Source organism: Acidovorax sp. GW821-FHT11A03 (genome assembly GCF_058809075.1).
The window spans coordinates 319,506-338,314 of sequence record NZ_JBXASG010000007.1 but is presented as its reverse complement, the minus strand read 5'-3'; the positions used below and the strand labels follow the sequence as shown (position 1 = coordinate 338,314).

Below are 18,809 nucleotides of genomic sequence, written 5' to 3'. Positions count from 1 at the left end.
CAGGAGAGGACTCGAACCTCCACGATGTTACTCGCTAGTACCTGAAACTAGTGCGTCTACCAATTCCGCCACCTGGGCTTTCAGATCAGCCTCGAATTATAGAACAAGTAATTGCGGCTTCTGGCGAGTGGATGAAGATTTTTTTAAATTCATTCCGCCAGCGTCTCGGGAAGCGGCGTCGGGGCATGGAGGCGGGAAATAAAAAAGCCGCTGTATTCACAGCGGCTTCGATATTTTGAAAACCTTCACAGGTTCTCGTTAAACTTGGTGCCCAGGAGAGGACTCGAACCTCCACGATGTTACTCGCTAGTACCTGAAACTAGTGCGTCTACCAATTCCGCCACCTGGGCATTTCAGGAAAGACTAAGATTGTATATCAAAAAAACCACCCCCGGCGCGCAGTCCGCGCATCTGTCGGACGAAATTGAAGGCAGCGTGCAGGGGCACCGTGACGGACACGGTTTTGTCATCCGCGACGATGGCGAAGGCGACATCTATATCCCCCCCAACGAAATGCGCGCTGTCCTGCACAAGGACCGCGTGCGCGTGCGCATCGTGCGCCAGGACCGGCGCGGCCGCCCCGAGGGCCGCGTGGTCGAGATCATCGAGCGCCCGCCCCAGCCCATCATCGGCCGCCTGCTGCAGGAAAGCGGCGTCTGGCTGGTGGCGCCCGAGGACAAGCGCTACGGGCAGGATGTACTGATCCCCAAGGGTGCCACCGGCGCCGCCAAGCCCGGCCAGGTGGTCGTGGTCGAATTGACCGAGCCGCCGGCCCTGTTCGGCCAGCCCGTGGGCCGCATCACCGAAGTGCTCGGCGAGGTGGATGACCCCGGCATGGAGATCGAGATCGCGGTGCGCAAGTACGGCGTGCCGCACGAGTTCTCGGCCGAGTGCCTGGCCCAGGCCAAGGAACTGCCCGACAAGGTGCGCGCGCAGGACAAGAAGCGCCGCGTGGACCTGACCGACGTGCCCCTGGTCACCATCGACGGCGAGGACGCGCGCGATTTCGATGACGCCGTGTACTGCGAGCCCGCCAAGGTCGGTCGCGCCAAGGGCTGGCGCCTGCTGGTGGCCATCGCCGACGTGAGCCACTACGTGGAGACCGGCAGCGCCATCGACATCGATGCCTATGACCGCGCCACCAGCGTCTACTTCCCGCGCCGCGTGATCCCCATGCTGCCCGAGAAGCTCTCCAACGGCCTGTGCTCGCTCAACCCCGAGGTCGAGCGCCTGTGCATGGTCTGCGACATGCTGGTCACCGCCAAGGGCGAGGTGCATGCCTACCAGTTCTACCCGGCCGTGATGTTCAGCCATGCGCGGTTCACGTACACCGAGGTCGCGGCCATTCTGGCCAACACGCGCGGGCCCGAGGCCAGCAAGCGCAAGGACCGCGTGAAGGACCTGCTCAACCTGCATGACGTGTACCGCGCCCTGCTGGTGGCGCGCCAGCAGCGTGGCGCGGTGGACTTCGAGACCACCGAGACGCAGATCATCTGCGACGAGAACGGCCGCATCGAGAAGATCGTGCCGCGCACCCGCAACGATGCGCACAAGCTCATCGAGGAGGCCATGCTGGCCGCCAACGTGTGCAGCGCCGACTTCATCGCGCAGGGCGGCCAGCCCGGCCTGTTCCGCGTGCACGAAGGCCCCACGCCCGAGAAGCAGGAAATCCTGCGCAACTACCTCAAGGCCATGGCCGTGGGCATGACCATCGGCGACGATCCCAAGCCCGCCGAGTTCCAGGCCATCGCCGAGGCCACCAAGGACCGGCCGGACGCGCAGCAGATCCACACCATGCTGCTGCGCTCCATGCAGCAGGCCATCTACACGCCCGTCAACAGCGGCCACTTCGGCCTGGCGTTCGAGGCCTACACGCACTTCACCAGCCCCATCCGGCGCTATCCCGACCTGCTGGTGCACCGGGTCATCAAGGCCATCCTGGGCAAGACCAAATACGCGCTGCCGTCGCTGCCGACGCCGGGCGAGGCCCACGCCAAGCTGGCCAAGCGTCTGGCCGCCCGCGTGGCGGCGCCCGGCACCAAGCCGCGCAAGGACGTGAAGCCGCCGAGCCGCGATACGCAGGCCTGGGAGGCCGCGGGCCTGCACTGCAGCGCCAACGAGCGCCGTGCCGACGAGGCCAGCCGCGACGTGGAAGCCTGGCTCAAGTGCAAGTACATGCGCGAGCACCTGGGCGAGGAGTACAGCGGCGTGGTCAGCGCGGCGACGAGCTTCGGCATCTTCGTCACGCTCGACGCGATGTACGTCGAAGGCCTGGTGCACATCACCGAGCTGGGTGGCGAGTACTTCAAGTTCGACGAGGCGCGCCAGGAGCTGCGCGGCGAGCGCACCGGCATCCGCTACGCCATCGGCGCGCGGGTGCGGGTGCAGGTCAGCCGCGTGGACCTCGATGGCCGCAAGATCGACTTCCGCCTGGTGCGCGAGGGGGAGGAGCTGCTCGGCCGCGCGCTCAAGGACAAGGGCGTTGCCTCCGACGGCCCCGGCGGCGCGCGCAAGGCGGGGGGCCGCCCGGCAGCCCGCAAGCGTGGCCCCGCGCCCGAGGCGTCCAGCACCGAACTCGCATCGCTCACGCGTGAGCGCGCGGCCCGCTCGCCCATCCAGGAGCTCAAGGCCTCGGTGAAAAAGGCCGCGGCCGGCAGCAAGTCCGGCAAGGGCAAGGGGCGCAAGCCGCGCCGTGGCTGACCCCCGCAGCTTCCACCCGGGGTGAACCGTCTCCCGGGTCGGAGTTCGCTATATATTTGATAGCTTCCGGCGCTTTCCAGGAGAGCGCCAGGGGTCGATTCAATGGGATTTCTCTGGCATGGAGCGGGAGGGCCGCGCCCCGGGGTGTCGCAGGAATTCCGCATACCGCAGCGCCGTGTCCCGGGGCGCTTCCATCATCGGCAGGTGGCCCACCCCGCGCAGTGCCTCCACCTGCGCTCCCGGCAGGGCCGCCTTCAGGGGCCGCATGCCGGAGGGGTGGAAGACGCGGTCGCTTTCGCCCCACAGGACCAGAGTGGGATGCTGCTCGAGGGCGGCGAGCTTTTCCTGCAGCAGATAGCGGTCCTTGAGCTGTGCATCCCAGAGCCGCGCATTGGATGCCGCGTTGCGCAGCGCGTCCTGCTGCGTGGCGTGCAGGATGGGATACGGCAGGAAAGGGCGTTTCTCGAACACCAGCGCCATCATGGCGTCGAACGCCGCGGGGTCGTGCGCCACGAGCGGGCGCTGCCCGCTGTCGATGAGGTGGTCCATGGCGCTGGGTTGCGGTGAACGGATGCCGTGTGGTGCTCCGATGAAGGCCACGCTCGCCACGCGCTCGGGGTGTGCTGCGGCGAACAGCGCCGCGATCGTGCCCCCCATGGAGTTGCCTGCCAGATGGGCCTTTTCAATGCCCAGTGCATCGAGCAGGCTGCGCAGGCGTTCGGTGTGGGCGGCGTAGTCATAGGCCTGGTCCTCGCGGCGCGTGCTTTCTCCGAACCCCGGCAGGTCTGGCGCGATCACCCGGTGGGTGGCTGTGAGCGGGCGGGCGAACTCCACCCAGTGGTCCTTCTCGGCAAAGATGCCGTGCAAGAGGACGACCGGAACGCGGGGGGAACTGGTGGCGCCCTGCGCCGGGGGCCCTGGCGTGGCGCCGCTGTCCAGGTAGTGGATCTGGTGCATCGCGGCGTCGACGGTCTTTTCCTCCAGGCCCGACAGGCTGCGATTGAGCGCGAGCAAGGGCTCCGTGAACAGCGAGGGGGCACCGTGGTACAGCGCCGTGGCGGCGAGCGCGAAAGCTGCCACGGCAGCAAGGACAATGCGTTTCAAGGATGGGTCTCCAGAGGTTGTCGTGGGTGGGCCGGCGCATGCCTGTCCTGCCCGCGCGGGGGCATTGGAATGGGGGGCATGGACGGGGATGGCGAAGGCTATCGGGAACCGTGCGAGAAAACTTGTATGTTTGGGCTATGCGCATGCCAGCACGGAACACACTGACCTTGGGCGCCGACCGTGCGCTGTATCTGGGCGACCTTCCCTCCACGGGCTGGCACTGCCATGCGTCGCCGGTGCTGCTCATCGGCCTGTCGGGGCGCTTTGCCTTGCACTGGCAGCCAGGGCGGGTGGAGACGTGCCACAGCGCGCTGGTGGCCGCCGGGGTGGAACATGTGTTCGACCCCTGCGGAGAGCACGTGGCGCTGATGTACCTGGAGCCCGACTCTCCCGAGGCGCGGGGTCTGCGGGGCCCGTTCCAGCAGCACGATGGCGTGGTCCTCGACGCGGCCAGGGCCGTGGGCTCGCGCAGCGCCATGGACGCTTACCTGCGCCGGTTCGATCTGCAGGCCCTGCTGCGGTGGGGGGGCGGGCATGCTGCGGCGCCCCTGGATCCGCGCGTGGCGCGCAGCCTGCTGGCCCTGCGAAGCCCCCGGGACGGGCGGTGGGCGCGCGAGGGGCTGGCGTCGTCCGTGCAGCTGTCGGCCTCGCGCTTCAACCACCTGTTCCGGGCGGAGATGGGCGTCAGCCTGCGCCGCTACCAGGTGTGGTCGCAGGTGCGGCTGGCCATGGCGAACCTCGCGGTCAGCCCCCGGCTGACGGATGCTGCGCTGCAGGGCGCGTTCTCCGATTCGGCGCATTTCAGCCGCATGTTCCGGCAGACCTTTGGCATGACCCCCTCCAGCGTGCTCAAGCCCCTGAAGGAGGTCACGCTGGTGGGCCGGTGAAGGCCTCCTTGGCGGCGGTGGGCGGCGTGCGGCCTCGGCCGTGGCGCGGACAACGCGCTGGCCGTGCCGTCAGCCGCCCGCGCGCCGCGCGAGCCCGCTGGCGGTGAGCGCCAGCCCGGCCGGCCAGGCATCTGCCGCCAGCCCGTGGCCATACACCGCCTCGCAGGCGGCGCGCAGGGCACTGGCCCCGGCGGCCATGTGCGCCGCGACCATGCCGGCGAGCACATCCCCCGTGCCCGCGGTGGCCAGCCGTGCATTGCCCGTGGGGTTGATCGCGGGCACGCGGCCGGGGGCCGCCACCACCGTGCCCGAGCCCTTGAGCACGGCCACGCAGTTGAACTGCGAGGCCAGTTGCTGGGCCGCGTCCAGGCGGTCCGCCTGCACCTCGGCGGTGGACAGGCCCAGCAGCCGGGCGGCCTCCAGCGGGTGGGGCGTCAGCACCGTGGGCAAGCCGTGCTGGCCGCGCGCCACCACCAGCGCGTGCAGGGCGGCCTGGCTGGCGATGGTGTTGAGGGCATCGGCGTCCAGCACCAGCCGCGCCGAGCGCGTGATGACGCCCGGCAGCACATGGGCGACGGCCTGGCCGCCGCCGCAGCCGCAGACCACGGTGAGCTGTTCCAGCGCCAGGGCGTCGAAGCGGCGGAACATCAGCTCGGGTTGCTGCAGGTCCAGCTCCAGATGGCCGCCGTCGAGCAGGGCCACCAGCACACGCCCCGCGCCGCCATGCAAGGCCGCGGACGCGGCCAGCAGGGCGGCGCCCGCCATGCCCATGCCACGCCCCGCCAGCCCCTCTCCCCCCACCACGGCCACGTCGCCATAGCTGCCCTTGTGGCTGGCATGGGCGCGTGGTGCCGCCAGCGCGGGGCCACAAAGCCAGGCGCTGGGGGGCTCGTGCCCGGCCTCCGTGCCCAGCGCGTCAAACCACACCCTGCCCGTGGCGTCACGCCCCGCGCCGGTGAAGAGGCCGGGCTTGAGGGTGAGCAGGCTCAGCGTGTGCCGCGCGGCGCGCGGCGGGTGGGCCGCGTCGGGCGCGAAGCCCGCCGCGAACTGTCCCGTATCGGCGTCCAGACCGCTGGGCAGGTCCACCGCCAGCACGGGCGCGGGGCTGCGCTGCAGGGCCTCCAGGCAGCGGCGCAGCCGCTCGTCCGGTGCGCGGGCCGGGGGGCTGGCGGGGTTGGCTCCCACGCCGATGCCCAGCAGCGCGTCGATGCACAGGTCGGAGGCCGTGAGGTCTTCGGGGGCACTGTCGGCCCACAGCACGCCCGCGTCCCGCGCGCGTTCCCACGAACGGCGGGCATCGGCGGGCGCGCGGTCCGGGTTGCCCAGCCAGGTGACCACCACGCGCCGTCCGTCGCGCTGCAGGTGCAGGGCGGCCTCCAGGCCGTCGCCGCCGTTGTTGCCGGGGCCACAGGCTATCCACACGGTGCGCGCATGGGGGGCGAGCGCCCGGGCCAGGCGGGCCACGGCCAGGCCCGCCCGCTGCATCAGCGCGTGCGGGGGCAGGGTGGCGGCGGCCTGCTGCTCCATGCGCCGCGTGGCTGCCGTGTTGAACAGAGGGTGCGGCTGCTGGGGCGTGATGGGGTGCATGGGCGGGGGCTGGCAGGTGGTGGTCGGGGTGGGTGCCGGGGGCGGCGGGCTCAGGGCTTCGCCGTGGAGCGGTGGTCGTAGGCCAGCTCCATCCGGTAGGCCAGGCCCAGGAACAGTGATTGCGCGAGGCTCAGCGTGCTGGTGAGCGAGCGGAAACCAAAGGTGGCACCGTCCTGCGCGATCAGGGTGGCGCTGGCCAGGGCCGCGAGCGGGCTCAGCTGGCTGTCGGTGATGGCAAGCAGGCGCGCGCCGCGCGCCACCGCCGCCTGCGCGAGCTCCAGGGTCTCCTGCGCGTAGGGCTCGAACGAGACGGCGACCAGCACATCGCCGGGCGCCAGCGCGCGCAGCTCGCCCTGGTGCATGAAACCCAGCCCGTGCAGCCAGTGCACCGGCTTGGCCGTGTGCTGCAGCGCGTAGGCCAGGTAGGCGCCCACCGGAAACGCGCGGCGCGATGCGGCCAGCCAGAGCGCAGGGGCCTGCAGCATCAGCTCCACCGCCGCATCGAACTGTGCGTCCGGCAGGTTGCGCTGCAGCGCCTGCAGGCTGTCGATGTTGCCGTCGATCACCTCGTGCGCGAGCTGGGCGGCCGACCGCGCGCTGCCGCCGGGCACGATCAGTTCGCGGATGCGCTCCTGGTAGTTGCGGTTGGGGGCCAGCTGCCGCACGGCTCCGGCGCGGAACAGGGCCTGCATTTCCGTGTAGCCCGAAAACCCGAAATGCTTGGCAAACCGCACCAGTGCCGACGGCTGCACGCCGCATTGCGCGGCCGTGGCCTGCACGCCATCGAGCGCCAGCTGGTCGCGTTGCTTTTCGACATAGCGCGCGATGGTCTTGAGCTGGCGGCTCAAGGGCTCGAAGCCCGCATGCACGGCCGCCAGGAACGCGTCCGCGTCGGGGTAGGGGGCGGACGCGTTGCCGGGGGGCGTGGCAATGGGATCGGCCAGGGTATTTCTATTTTTCATTAAATTAGAAAATATTTTCTATTTTGGGCTATCATAGGCGCAACGAACCATTATCCGGCGCGCGCTTTCCCGCCGCCGCGCCCTTGCGGAGACCCGTGCATGCTCTCTTTTCCTTCCAATCGGTCCTTTGACGTGGCCTGCCTGGGCCGGCTGGCCGTGGACCTCTATGCCCAGCAGATCGGCTGCAGCCTGGAGGCCGCGACCAGTTTCGCCAAATACCTGGGAGGCTCGTCGGCCAACATCGCCTTTGGCACTGCCCGGCTGGGGCTGCGCTCGGCCATGGTGTCGCGCGTGGGCAATGAGCAGAACGGCCGCTTCCTGCTCGACACCCTGCGGCGCGAGGGCTGCGACGTGAGCCAGGTGCAGGTGGACGACCAGCGCCTGACGGGCATGGTGCTGCTGGGCATCAAGGACCAGGACACCTTCCCCCTGCTTTTCGCCCGCGAGAACTGCGCCGACATGGCGCTGGACGCCGACGCGATCAGCGAGGAGTTCCTGGCGCGCTGCCGCAGCCTGGTGGTCACAGGAACGCACCTGAGCACGCCCACCGTGCTGGCCGCGAGCCGCCGCGCGCTGGACATCGCGCAGCGCCATGGCCTGGTGCGGGTGCTGGACATCGACTACCGCCCCGTGCTGTGGGGGCTGGCCGCCAAGGGCGATGGCGAAACGCGCTACGTGGGCAGCGACGCGGTGAGCCGCCACCTGCAGGCGCAGCTCGGATCGTTCGAACTCATCATCGGCACCGAAGAGGAGTGGCTGATCGCCGGCGGCGTGCCCGGGGACCTGATGGCCAGCCTGCGCGCAGTGCGCGGGCACACACAGGCCGTGCTGGTGGTCAAGCGGGGCCCGCTGGGCTGCAGCATCATCGAGGGGGCGGTGCCCGCCGCCCTGGACGATGCGCCCACAGTGCTGGGCGAGCGCATCGAGGTGCTCAACGTGCTGGGCGCGGGCGATGCCTTCGCGTCGGGCCTGCTGTCGGGCCTGCTGCGGGGCAAGACCCTGGTCGAGTCGGCGGCGATCGCCAATGCCTGCGGGGCCATCGTGGTGTCGCGCCACGGCTGCGCGCCCGCCATGCCCACACCGGCCGAGCTGGCCCACTGGTTCTCGGGGCACCGCCACCCCCGGCCCGACCAGGACCCGCAACTGGCCCATCTGCACCGGGTGACGGCGGCGCGGCCGCAGTGGCCCGAGCTGTTCGTGCTGGCCTACGACCACCGCGCCCAGTTTGAAGACCTGGCGCGCCAGGCCGGTGCGCAGGGCGCACGCCTGCCCGTGCTCAAGCAGCTGCTCAACGCCGTGGTGGCCGAGGTCGAGCGGGATCCCGGGTGCGGGGGGCGCATGGGCGTGCTGATCGACGGACGCATCGGCGAGGCCGCGCTGCACGGCGCCACGGGCCGGGGCTGGTGGCTGGGGCGCCCGATCGAGCGGCCCGGCTCGCGCCCGCTGCGTTTCGACGGCACGCATTCGCTGGCCTCGCAGCTGGTGCACTGGCCGCGCGAGCAGGTCGTGAAATGCCTGGTGTTCTACCACCCGGACGACGCGGCCGCGCTGCGCGCCGAGCAGGACGAGTGGCTGCAGCAGGTGTGGGAGGCCACGCGCGCCAGCGGGCATGAACTGCTGCTGGAGGTGATTCCGCCCAAGGACATGCTGGCCCCGGGCGATACCGGCGAGGCCGTGCTGCGCGCCATCCGCCACTTCTACGGGATCGGCCTCAAGCCCGAGTGGTGGAAGGTCGGCGCCATGGCCGCGCGCCACTGGGAGGCGCTGGACGCCCTGGTGCGCGAGCGCGACCCGTACTGCCGTGGCGCGGTGATCCTGGGGCTGTCGCAGCCGGTGGAGCAGCTCATCGCAGGCTTTGCCGAGGCGCGCGCGCCCATCGTCAAGGGCTTCATGATCGGGCGCACCGTCTGGGCCGGGCCCAGCCTGGCCTGGCTCAAGGGCGAGATCGACGACGCCGGGCTGCAGGCCCAGGTGGCCGCCAATTTCCGCCGCCTCATCGCGGGCTGGCGCGACAGCCGCCCGGCGCAGGCCGCCACCGCCCCCGACGCCGCGGGAGTGCCCGCATGACACTGCTTGTCAAGGCCAACCCGTCGGGCCGGGTGGTGGTGGATGTGACGCCGGCCACGGCCGGATGGACCCACGTGGGGTTCAAGGCCCTGCGCCTGGGCGCGGGGGACGAGGAGTCGCTGGCCACCGGCGCGCGCGAGCTGTGCATCACGGTGCTCAGCGGGCAGGTGGACGTGCACGTGGGGGCACAGGCCTACCGCGCCCTGGGCAGCCGTGCCTCGGTGTTCGAGGAGGCCTCGCCCACGGCCGTGTATGTGCCGCCAGACCGGGCGGTGCGCATCGTGGCGCGGGGCGCCGCCGAGGTGGCGTTGAGCAGCGCGCCGGCGCGCGGCCTGTATCCCGAGCGGGTGATCGAACCCGCGCAGATGCAGCGCAGCGTGCGCGGGCAGGGCAGCAACACGCGCCACGTCTGCGACATCCTGCCCGAGTCGCAGCCCGCCGAAGGCCTGCTGGTCGTGGAGGTGATCACCCCGGCCGGGCATTCATCGAGCTACCCGCCGCACAAGCACGACAGCGCCGACGCGGGCCAGCCACACGCCGAAACCGTGCTCGAGGAAACCTACTACCACCAGCTCCATCCCGCGCAGGGATTCGCCTTTCAGCGCGTGTACACCGACGACCGCTCGCTGGACGAATCCATGGCCGTGGAACACCGCGACACGGTGATGGTGCCGCGCGGCTACCACCCCTGCGTGGCCCCGCATGGCTACGACCTGTACTACCTCAACACCATGGCGGGGCCCGAGCGCCGCTGGGCGTTCAGGAACGATCCCGCGCATGCCTGGATGGTCGCGCCGCGCTGATGCTATTTATTTGATAGCTGCTGGCGCAATCGCATCAAGCGCAAGAGCGCAAAAACACCAAAGATTTCCGAAAAGGTTCGCAGAAAACCTTGCCCCTGAACCGCCAACCTCTGGAGACAAACACACCATGAAACGCAACACCCTTCGCATCCTTGCCGGTGCACTGCTCGCCTGCACGCTCGGCGCCCAGGCGCAGACCGCCGCCTACCCGTCCCAGCCCGTCAAATGGGTGGTTCCCTATGCGCCCGGCGGCACCACCGACGTGATCGCGCGCAGCCTGGCCGTGCGCATGGGGCAGGACCTGGGCCAGCCCGTGGTGGTGGACAACAAGCCGGGCGCGGCCAGCATCATCGGCGCCACCTTCATCGCGCGCTCCGCGGCAGACGGCTACACCGTGGGCACGGCCGATTCGGGCACGCTGGCCTTCAACCCGGCCATGTATTCCGCGCTGAGCTACAACGCCGAGAAGGACTTCAGCTTCATCGGCGGCCTGGGCCGCATGCCCCTGGTGCTGGCCGTGCACCCCGACTTCCCGGCCCGGAACATGCAGGAGTTCCTGGCCCAGGTGCGCAAGAGCCCGGGGACCGTCTCGTCGGCCTCGTCGGGCCCGGGCTCTCCGCTGCACGTGGCACTGGAACTGTTCAAGCAGCGCACCGGCACGGACATCCTGCATGTCCCCTACAAGGGCTCGGCCCCGGCGCTGCAGGACCTCATGGCGGGCCAGGTGCAGTCGATGTTCGTCGACCTTCCGCCCAGCCTGTCGATGATCAAGGCGGGCAAGGTGCGCGTGCTGGCCGTGGCCACGCCGCAGCGGCTGTCCATCCTGCCCGATGTGCCCACCATGGCCGAGGCCGGCGTACCCGGCTTCGAGGCCTATGCGTGGCAGGGGTTCGTGGGCCCGGCCCGGATGCCTGCGGCGGTGGTGGAGCGCCTGAACAAGGACCTGGCGGCCGCCCTGCGCCATCCCGAGACGCGCGCCAAGCTCGAAGAGATCGGCATCCAGCCGCTGTCCATGACGCCCCAGCAGTTCACCGACTTCGTGCGCAGCGAACAGAAGCTGTGGGCGGGCGTGATCCGCGCCGCCAACATCCGCCTTGATTGACCGGGCCGATACGACCCCTGATACCCGACACGAGACACCACGCCATGACCGTTTCCCTGAACCGCCGCCATGCCTGCGCGGCCCTGGCCAGCCTGGCCGCAGGTGCCATGCTGCCCGCCGCCGCCCAGACCGCGGCCTATCCTGGCAAGCCCATTGAACTCATCGTGCCCTTCGCCGCGGGCGGCGGCACCGATGTGCTGGCCCGGGCGCTGGCCGAGGCGGCGCGCAAGCACCTGCCGCAGGACCTGATCGTTCTCAACAAGGCGGGCGCCAGCGGCGCCGTGGGCTGGACCGAGTTGGCCAATGCCCGGCCCGACGGCTACAAGCTCGCCATCATCACGGTGGAGATCACGATGATCCCCCACATGGGCATCACCAGGATCACGGCCGACAGCCTGGCCCCCATCGCTCGGCTGAACGCCGACCCGGCCACGCTGGCCGTGCGCGCGGACTCCCCCCTGCGCACCATCGAGGACCTGCTGGCGGCCGCCCGCAAGAGCCCGGGCGGCGTGCGCGTGGGCAATGCGGGGCCGGGCTCGCTGGGGCATCTGGCGGCCGCGGCGCTGGAGGACAAGGTGGGCGTGTCGTTCAACCATGCGCCGTACCGCGGTGCCAACCCCGCCGTGCTGGACCTGCTGGGCGGGCACATCGAGGTGGTGGCCGTCACGCCGGTGGAGGTGGCCACCTATGTGGCGGCGGGCAAGATCCGCCCGCTGGCCGTGATGTCAGAGCAGCGCATCGCCGCCGGGTGGGAGGCGGTGCCGACGCTCAAGGAACGCAAGATCGACCTCGTGATCGGGGGCTGGCGCGGTCTGGCCGCGCCCAAGGGCACTCCGCCCGAAGTGGTGGCGGTATTGCGCGCCGCCATCGCCAAGACCCTGCAGGAGCCCGCGCTGCGCGACACCATGGCCCGCCAGAACATGGGGGAGGGCTACCTGGACCAGGCGGACTTCAACGCCCTGATCGCACGGGACAACGCCACGTTCAAGCAACTGGTGGACAGGCTGGGCATCAAGGCCTGAGAAGCCGCCGAACCTGCAGGCCCGCCCTGCGGCGCCCCACGGGGCCGCTGCGGGCGGTTTTCTTTTTTTGGATGTGCGTCCGCCGGGTCCACGGTGTCCGCCTCGCGGTGGGCATGGCCGCACGGCTTCCCCCGCCCCGGGGGCCGCGGCACGCGCACGGCCTCATGCCCCGAAGCCGGGGGCAAAGGCCTCGCGCAGCCATTCCACGAACACCGACACCGAACGCGGCACATGGGCCGAGTAGGGGCGTATCGCGTGGATCGTCTCGCTGAAGGTGCCCACGGAGCGCCAGTCGGGCAGCACCTGGACGAGCTTGCCCGACTGCAGCGCGGCCTGCGCGCTGAAGTCGGGGACCAGCGCGATGCCCAGGCCCGCCAGGGCCGCGTCGCGCAGGGCCTCGCTGTTGCTGGCGGCCAGCGGCCCGGCCACGGGCACGGTCAGTCGGGGGGCGGTGCCCGGCACCACGGGCTCGAAGGTCCAGGCCGGAGCTTCCTGGGTGCGGGGGTAGTGCAGGCAGTCGTGCCCGCGCAGGTCGCCGGGCGTGCGGGGCAGGCCGGCGCGGCGCAGGTAGGCGCGGCTGGCCACCAGCACGGACCGCGTGGTGCACAGCAGCCAGGCCACATGGGTGTCGGGGGCCACGGCGGTGTGGCGGATGGCCAGGTCCAGCCCTTCGAGCGTCAGCGAGCGCAGGTTGTCCGACAGGTCCAGCTCCAGCCGCACTTCGGGATAGGCGCGCACGAACGCGGGCAGCCGGGGCACCAGTTGCTGGCGTGCCAGCGCGACGGGGGCGGTCACGCGCAGGCGGCCCTGGGGCACGCCGGCGCGGTCGCGCACGCTCGCAAAGCTCTCGGCGATGCTGTCGAACGCGCCCCGCGTGTCGTCCACCAGCTGCCGCCCCGCCTCGGTCAGGCCCACGCTGCGCGTGGTGCGCCGCACCAGCGGCACGCCTGCCGCGCGTTCCAGCTCCGCGATGTGCTGGCTCATGGCCGCCTTGCTCACGCCCAGGCGCGCGGCGGCGCCGGTGTAGCTGCCCTGTTCGCCCAGCACGACGAGCCAGTGCAGGTGCGACCACAGGGCTTCGGGTTTGGGGTGGATTGTCGATTTCATGGCTCTATTGTTCATCAATGTGAACAATCAATTCACCGCCACGGTCTTGGCGCGGCGGGTTGTCGCTCCTAGACTGCAGGCCACTTTCCACCGTTCTTTGAAAGAGGTTTGCATGACCACCGCCACCCAGCCGGCCCCCATTGGCCACTACATCCACGGCCAGCGCACCATGGGCACCAGCACACGCAGCCAGGAGGTGACCAATCCCGCCACGGGCGCCGTGACGGGCCGCGTGGCGCTGGCCCACCGCGCCGATGTGGATGCGGCCGTGGCCGCCGCGCAGGCCGCCTTTCCCGCCTGGGCGGACACGCCGCCCATCCGCCGCGCCCGCGTGCTGTTCAAGTTCCTGGAGCTGGTCAACCAGCACAAGGATGCGCTGGCCCGCGCCATCACGGCCGAGCATGGCAAGGTGTTCACCGATGCGCAGGGCGAGGTGGCGCGCGGCATCGACATCATCGAGTTCGCCTGCGGCGTTCCGCAACTGCTCAAGGGCGATTTCACCGACCAGGTGAGCACCGGCATCGACAACTGGACGTTGCGCCAGCCCCTGGGCGTGGTGGCGGGGATCACGCCTTTCAACTTTCCGGTCATGGTGCCCATGTGGATGTTTCCGGTGGCCATCGCGACCGGCAACACCTTCGTGCTCAAGCCCAGCCCCACCGATCCCACGGCCTCGCTGCTCATGGCCGACCTGTTCCGGCAGGCGGGCCTGCCCGACGGCGTCTTCAACGTGGTGCAGGGCGACAAGGAGGCGGTGGATGCGCTCATCGAGCACCCCGATGTCCGGGCGATCAGCTTTGTCGGCTCCACCCCCATCGCCAACTACATCTACGAGACCGGCGCCCGCCACGGCAAGCGCGTGCAGGCCCTGGGCGGCGCCAAGAACCACATGATCGTCATGCCCGATGCCGACATGGACCAGGCCGTGGACGCCCTCATCGGCGCGGGCTACGGATCGGCCGGTGAGCGCTGCATGGCCATCAGCGTGGCCGTGCTGGTGGGAGATGCCGCCGACAAGGTGGTGCCCAAGCTCGTCGAGCGCACGAAGGCGCTCAAGGTGCTCGACGGCACGAACCTGGCGGCGGAGATGGGCCCCATCGTCACCCGCGCGGCCCACGAGCGCATCTCGGGCTACATCGACCTGGGCGTGAAGGAGGGCGCGCAATTGCTGGTGGATGGCCGCGGCTTTGACGCGGCGCAGGCCGGCGAGGGCTGCGAAGGCGGCTTCTGGATGGGAGGCACCCTGTTCGACCATGTCACGCCGCAGATGCGCATCTACCGGGAGGAGATCTTCGGCCCGGTGCTGGCGGTGGTGCGCGCCAAGGATTTTGGCGAGGCCGTGAAGCTGGTCAACGACCATGAGTTCGGCAACGGCGTGGCCTGCTTCACGCGCGACGGCAACGTGGCCCGCGAGTTCGGCCGCCGCATCCAGGCCGGCATGGTCGGCATCAACGTGCCGATTCCCGTGCCCATGGCCTGGCATGGCTTTGGCGGCTGGAAGCGCAGCCTGTTTGGCGACATGCACGCCTACGGCGAGGAAGGCGTGCGCTTCTACACCAAGCAAAAGAGCATCATGCAGCGCTGGCCTGAAAGCACGCCCAAGGGGGCCGAGTTCGTGATGCCGACGGCCAAGTAGGACCCGGCGCGCGGTCGCTGGAATGGGGCTTTGGCCCCATTTTTTTCGTGGCCGCGGCGCGTTGCCGCGGGCCCTTTCGATCCCCGCGCCCAGCATCCCTGGCGGGTTTGCCGGGCCTCCCGTTCAGGGGGGACTCCAGCACGCTCTAGAAACGCTGGATGCCGAACTCCTCGAGGCCGATCTCGGGGCTGCGCTGGCCGATCAGGTCCGCCACGGCCCGGGCGCTCCCGCAGGCCAGGGCCCAGCCGCCGGCGCCGTGGCCCGTGTTGAGCCACAGCCCCGGCACCCCGCTGGGGCCCACCACGGGGGCCGCGTCGGGGAGCATGGTGCGCGCGCCGCGCCAAACCTGCAGCCCCGAGGACAGCTGCGCCCCTCCGGGGAACCAGTCGTTGAGCGTGCGGTACAGGCGCTGCAGGGTGGGCGCATGGTGGTCCGCGTCGGCGCCCGCCAGCTCCGCGCCACCGGCAATGCGCACACGCTGCCCCAGGCGGGTGATGGAGATCTGCTGGGCCATGTCCACCACGCTGGCGCGTGGCGCGTGCGTGGACTCGCGCAGGGGCGCGCTGACCGAATAGCCGTACACGGCGGTCATCGGCAGGCGCAGCCCCAGCGGCGGCAGCAGCGCGGCCGAGGCCATGCCCGCGCACAGCACCACGGCATCGAAGCGGCGCAGCTCGGGCTCGCCGGGCACCGCAATGCCCAGGGGGCTGGTGCCGATGCGTTCGACACGGGTGTTGAACGCGAACTGCACGCCCGAACCTTGCGTGCCCTGGCGCAGCAGTTGCGCGAACAGGCGGCAGTTGCCGGCGCTGGCGTCGGGCAGGTGGATGGCGCAGGCCAGCGGGGCGTCGGGGGACAGCCCGGGCTCGATGTGGCGCGCCGTCGCGGCATCGATCTCGCGTGCCGCCACGCCGCAGTCGCGCAGCACCTGCAGGGCCGGCTGCAGCGCGGCCTGCTCCTGCTCGCTGCGCAGCAGCACCAGGCGTCCGTCACTGGATTCGAAATCCAGCTCGTGCTGGCTGGCGATGGCCTTCAGGCGCTCCTGGCTGTACCGCGCCAGTTGCTCCAGCGCCGGGGCCGGCGCGCTGTTGGCGCGTGCCGCTCGGCGCCAGCGCCACAGCCAGGCCAGATGGTCCTGGCCCAAGCCGGACGCCAGCCGCAGCGTGGCGTGGGCGCCCATGAGCCGCAGCGCCTGGCCGAAGCCGGGCAGGGCCCAGGGGCTGAGCACGTGGGAGCCCAGCAGGCCGGCCGTGGCAAAACTGGCTTCTTCGGCGGCAGCGCTGCGCTGCTCGAACACGGTGACCTCGTGGCCGTCGCTGGCCAGCTCATAGGCAGTGGTGACGCCGACAATGCCGGCGCCCACGATGGCAATCTTCATGAATTTGGGTGTTTTTAGCCTCTAGAGCTTGATTATCAAGCGCTTGCAGCTATTGTTTTTGTAGTATTTTTTCGATTTGCAGGCCCGTGTTGAGCACGGTGTCATCCCGCAGGGCCCCGTGCCAGACCATCAGGCCCACCGGGAGTTCCCCCGGTACATGGCAGGGCAGGGACAGCGCGCAGCCATCCAGCAGATTGACGGCGCTGGTATTGCGCAGCAGCAGGGTGTTGACGCGGAAGAACTCGGCGTCGCGCGCCGCATCCTGCGCGGCGTCCTGGCCGCCGGCCGGGGCCACATCCGCCAGGGCGGGGGCCACGATGGGCACGGTGGGGGACAGCAGGACGTCGTAGCCTTCCATGCACGCGTGCATGCGGGCCATCCAGTGCTGGCGGGCCTGCAGCAGGTCGATGTATTCCCATGCCATCAGCGCCGCACCCTTGTCGATGCGCGCACGCACACGGGGGTCGTAGCGCGTGCCCGCGCGCTGCAGCAGTTCGCGGTGCCAGGCGTAGGCTTCGGGCGCGGAGAAGCCATGCACCGGCTGCTCCTGCATGGGGGGCATGTCGATGGTGTCGATGGTGGCGCCCGCCGCGCGCAGCGCGGACAGGGTGCGCTCGAACGCCCGGGCCACCGTGGCGTCCATGCCGTCCAGGAAGACCGTCGAGGGGACGGCCAGGCGGTATTGCGACAGCGGTGCCAGGCTGCGCGTGACGCTCCGGGCGGCCAGCACCTCGTGCGCCACGATGGCATCGCGCACGCTGCGGGTCATGGCGCAGGCCGTGTCGAGCGTGGTGGACAGCGGGACGGCCCCGGCCGTGGGGACCAGCCGCGCGGTGTTCTTGAAGCCCACGATGCCGTTGAGCGCCGCCGGAATGCGGATCGACCCTCCCGTGTCCGACCCCAGTCCGATGAACGCAGCCCCCCTGGCCACCGACACGGCGGCGCCCGACGACGAGCCGCCGGGAACCCGTGGCGCGCCGGGCAATGCGCCCGACCGGGCATCGAAGGCCGCGGGCGTGCCGAAGTGCGGATTCACCCCCACGCCTGAAAACGCGAACTCCACCATGTTCGTGCGGCCGATGACAACGCCACCCGCGGCACGCAGGCGCGCCACCGCGGGGCTGTCGGCCGCTGCGGCGGGCGCATCCGCCAGCACCGTGGAGCCGGCGGGCGTGGGCTGGCCGGCGATGTCGAACAGGTCCTTGACCGATACCGCCAGGCCGGCCAGGGGCAGGCGGTCCAGGCCGGCTTGCACCGCATTGGTGCGTGCTTCCGCGAACAGCGTGCGCACGAAACTGTGGGTGTTCGCAGGGGACTGGGCGGCTTCGATGCAACGTTCCAGCTCTGCGGGCACGGCGGTGGTGCCGTCCCGCAGGCGGTCGCGGGTGGCGATCAGGTCAGGGAGCATGGGTGTGCTAGAATCTTTGGGTTTTGCTGGGAGCAGTAACGCGGGCAAGGGGCAGTGCAATCCGGTGTGATCGGGCATTGTCGCAATGTGCGTGTGGCGGCTTGCGCAGAACCAATCGCAAACCAGCCCTGTCAAGGTGTTGCGTCTTTCGTGAGAAACCACGGCGGCGCAAGTATTGGGGCTGGATTTTAGACCCAACCTTTGGAGTATTTTTATGTCCGTTACCATGCGCGAAATGCTGGAAGCCGGTGTCCACTTCGGTCACCAGACCCGCTTCTGGAACCCCAAGATGGCCCCCTACATCTTCGGCCATCGCAACAAGATCCACATCATCAACCTGGAAAAGTCGCTGCCACTGTTCCAGGAAGCCCAGAAGTTCGCCAAGCAACTGGCTGCCAACCGCGGCACGATCCTGATGGTCGGCACGAAGCGCCAGGCCCGTGAGATCCTGTCCACCGAAGCCCTGCGCGCTGGCGTGCCCTTCGTGGACCAGCGCTGGCTGGGCGGCATGCTGACCAACTTCAAGACGGTCAAGACCTCGATCAAGCGCCTCAAGGACATGAAGGCCCAGCAAGAAGCTGGCCTCGACAGCCTGAGCAAGAAGGAGCAGCTGACGTTCTCCCGCGAGATCGAGAAGCTCGAAAAGGACATCGGCGGCATCCAGGACATGGCTGCGCTGCCCGACGCCATCTTCATCATCGACGTGGGCTTCCACAAGATCGCCGTGGCCGAAGCCAAGAAGCTCGGCATCCCGCTGATCGGTGTGGTCGATACGAACCACTCGCCTGAAGGCATCGACTACGTGATCCCTGGCAACGACGACTCGGCCAAGGCCGTGACGCTGTACGCCCGTGGCATCGCCGACGCGATCATCGAAGGCCGTGCGAACGCCGTGAACGAAGTGGTCAAGGCCGTGACGGCCGAGAGCTCCGACGAGTTCGTGGAAGTGCAAGAAGCCGCCGCCTGATACCCGGCTGCGCGATCCGTCGCGAATGAAAGCGGGGCCCCTGGTGAGCCCCCTTTTTTTTAGGCTGAATCTAATCGAT

14 protein-coding genes and 1 tRNA gene are annotated in these 18,809 nt (G+C 69.9%); 8 read left to right on the top strand and 7 right to left on the bottom strand.

Annotation, left to right across the window (positions count from 1 at the left end; all coding sequences use genetic code 11):
- Positions 1-265: 265 nt before the first annotated feature.
- Positions 266-350 (bottom strand) — tRNA-Leu (locus AC1RVY_RS19395).
- Between the two features lie 19 nt (positions 351-369).
- Here AC1RVY_RS19395 and rnr point away from each other — a divergent pair.
- The gene (rnr, locus tag AC1RVY_RS19390; RefSeq protein WP_218297710.1) at positions 370-2,700 is read left to right on the top strand and encodes a ribonuclease R; all 2,331 of its coding nucleotides are present in this window, start codon (positions 370-372) and stop codon (positions 2,698-2,700) included.
- A gap of 99 nt (positions 2,701-2,799) precedes the next feature.
- Here the strand turns inward: rnr and AC1RVY_RS19385 are convergent, their stop codons facing one another.
- A complete protein-coding gene (locus tag AC1RVY_RS19385) occupies positions 2,800-3,804 on the bottom strand; it encodes an alpha/beta fold hydrolase (protein ID WP_492807763.1) in 1,005 nt (334 codons plus the stop codon).
- Between the two features lie 143 nt (positions 3,805-3,947).
- Here AC1RVY_RS19385 and AC1RVY_RS19380 point away from each other — a divergent pair, with 143 nt between their 5' ends.
- Positions 3,948-4,691 (top strand): helix-turn-helix transcriptional regulator, encoded by a 744-nt coding sequence (locus tag AC1RVY_RS19380; protein ID WP_492807761.1) that lies wholly within the window; start codon positions 3,948-3,950, stop codon positions 4,689-4,691.
- Between the two features lie 69 nt (positions 4,692-4,760).
- Here the strand turns inward: AC1RVY_RS19380 and AC1RVY_RS19375 are convergent, their stop codons facing one another.
- Both AC1RVY_RS19375 and AC1RVY_RS19370 read right to left on the bottom strand, forming a co-directional pair.
- The gene (locus AC1RVY_RS19375) at positions 4,761-6,278 is read right to left on the bottom strand and encodes an NAD(P)H-hydrate dehydratase (RefSeq protein ID WP_492807760.1); all 1,518 of its coding nucleotides are present in this window, start codon (positions 6,276-6,278) and stop codon (positions 4,761-4,763) included.
- A gap of 50 nt (positions 6,279-6,328) precedes the next feature.
- Positions 6,329-7,240, bottom strand: coding sequence for a MurR/RpiR family transcriptional regulator (locus AC1RVY_RS19370; RefSeq protein ID WP_492245430.1), 912 nt, complete (start codon positions 7,238-7,240; stop codon positions 6,329-6,331).
- A gap of 99 nt (positions 7,241-7,339) precedes the next feature.
- Here AC1RVY_RS19370 and AC1RVY_RS19365 point away from each other — a divergent pair, with 99 nt between their 5' ends.
- The 4 genes from AC1RVY_RS19365 to AC1RVY_RS19350 all read left to right on the top strand — a co-directional run bounded on the left by AC1RVY_RS19365 (position 7,340) and on the right by AC1RVY_RS19350 (position 12,234).
- Positions 7,340-9,307 (top strand): bifunctional 5-dehydro-2-deoxygluconokinase/5-dehydro-2-deoxyphosphogluconate aldolase, encoded by a 1,968-nt coding sequence (locus tag AC1RVY_RS19365; RefSeq protein WP_492807758.1) that lies wholly within the window; start codon positions 7,340-7,342, stop codon positions 9,305-9,307.
- Entirely contained in the window at positions 9,304-10,110 is an 807-nt protein-coding gene (gene iolB / locus AC1RVY_RS19360) for a 5-deoxy-glucuronate isomerase (protein ID WP_218297704.1), read from the top strand. The genes AC1RVY_RS19365 and iolB overlap by 4 nt, the downstream gene beginning before the upstream one ends.
- 127 nt (positions 10,111-10,237) lie before the next feature.
- Positions 10,238-11,212, top strand: a complete 975-nt coding sequence (locus tag AC1RVY_RS19355; RefSeq protein WP_218297703.1) for a Bug family tripartite tricarboxylate transporter substrate binding protein — start codon at positions 10,238-10,240, stop codon at positions 11,210-11,212.
- Between the two features lie 44 nt (positions 11,213-11,256).
- Entirely contained in the window at positions 11,257-12,234 is a 978-nt protein-coding gene (locus AC1RVY_RS19350) for a tripartite tricarboxylate transporter substrate binding protein (RefSeq protein ID WP_492807756.1), read from the top strand.
- A gap of 162 nt (positions 12,235-12,396) precedes the next feature.
- Here AC1RVY_RS19350 and AC1RVY_RS19345 read toward each other — a convergent pair whose 3' ends face one another.
- Positions 12,397-13,341: a LysR family transcriptional regulator gene (locus tag AC1RVY_RS19345; protein ID WP_218297701.1), complete on the bottom strand. Its 945-nt coding sequence runs from the start codon at positions 13,339-13,341 to the stop codon at positions 12,397-12,399.
- A 112-nt stretch (positions 13,342-13,453) separates the two neighbouring features.
- Here AC1RVY_RS19345 and AC1RVY_RS19340 point away from each other — a divergent pair, with 112 nt between their 5' ends.
- Complete coding sequence (locus tag AC1RVY_RS19340) at positions 13,454-14,977, top strand: CoA-acylating methylmalonate-semialdehyde dehydrogenase (protein WP_492807754.1); 1,524 nt, start codon at positions 13,454-13,456, stop codon at positions 14,975-14,977.
- Positions 14,978-15,122: 145 nt separating this feature from the next.
- Here the strand turns inward: AC1RVY_RS19340 and AC1RVY_RS19335 are convergent, their stop codons facing one another.
- Positions 15,123-16,355 carry an FAD-dependent oxidoreductase gene (locus AC1RVY_RS19335; RefSeq protein ID WP_218341587.1) on the bottom strand — a complete coding sequence of 411 codons (1,233 nt, stop codon included), beginning with the start codon at positions 16,353-16,355 and terminating at the stop codon, positions 15,123-15,125.
- Between the two features lie 49 nt (positions 16,356-16,404).
- Positions 16,405-17,763: an amidase gene (locus AC1RVY_RS19330; protein ID WP_492807753.1), complete on the bottom strand. Its 1,359-nt coding sequence runs from the start codon at positions 17,761-17,763 to the stop codon at positions 16,405-16,407.
- A gap of 214 nt (positions 17,764-17,977) precedes the next feature.
- On the opposite strand from AC1RVY_RS19330, the gene rpsB reads away from it, so the two are divergent.
- Positions 17,978-18,730: a 30S ribosomal protein S2 gene (rpsB, locus tag AC1RVY_RS19325; RefSeq protein WP_218297697.1), complete on the top strand. Its 753-nt coding sequence runs from the start codon at positions 17,978-17,980 to the stop codon at positions 18,728-18,730.
- The last annotated feature ends 79 nt before the right edge of the window (positions 18,731-18,809 follow it).

Coding starts and splice junctions, on each gene's coding strand:
- AC1RVY_RS19380 (WP_492807761.1), top strand. CDS start 3,948: ATGCCAGCACGGAACACACTGACCTTGGGCGCCGACCGTGCGCTGTAT.
- AC1RVY_RS19375 (WP_492807760.1), bottom strand. CDS start 6,278: ATGCACCCCATCACGCCCCAGCAGCCGCACCCTCTGTTCAACACGGCA.
- AC1RVY_RS19370 (WP_492245430.1), bottom strand. CDS start 7,240: ATGAAAAATAGAAATACCCTGGCCGATCCCATTGCCACGCCCCCCGGC.
- AC1RVY_RS19365 (WP_492807758.1), top strand. CDS start 7,340: ATGCTCTCTTTTCCTTCCAATCGGTCCTTTGACGTGGCCTGCCTGGGC.
- iolB (WP_218297704.1), top strand. CDS start 9,304: ATGACACTGCTTGTCAAGGCCAACCCGTCGGGCCGGGTGGTGGTGGAT.
- AC1RVY_RS19355 (WP_218297703.1), top strand. CDS start 10,238: ATGAAACGCAACACCCTTCGCATCCTTGCCGGTGCACTGCTCGCCTGC.
- AC1RVY_RS19350 (WP_492807756.1), top strand. CDS start 11,257: ATGACCGTTTCCCTGAACCGCCGCCATGCCTGCGCGGCCCTGGCCAGC.
- AC1RVY_RS19345 (WP_218297701.1), bottom strand. CDS start 13,341: ATGAAATCGACAATCCACCCCAAACCCGAAGCCCTGTGGTCGCACCTG.
- AC1RVY_RS19340 (WP_492807754.1), top strand. CDS start 13,454: ATGACCACCGCCACCCAGCCGGCCCCCATTGGCCACTACATCCACGGC.
- AC1RVY_RS19335 (WP_218341587.1), bottom strand. CDS start 16,355: ATGAAGATTGCCATCGTGGGCGCCGGCATTGTCGGCGTCACCACTGCC.
- AC1RVY_RS19330 (WP_492807753.1), bottom strand. CDS start 17,763: ATGCTCCCTGACCTGATCGCCACCCGCGACCGCCTGCGGGACGGCACC.
- rpsB (WP_218297697.1), top strand. CDS start 17,978: ATGTCCGTTACCATGCGCGAAATGCTGGAAGCCGGTGTCCACTTCGGT.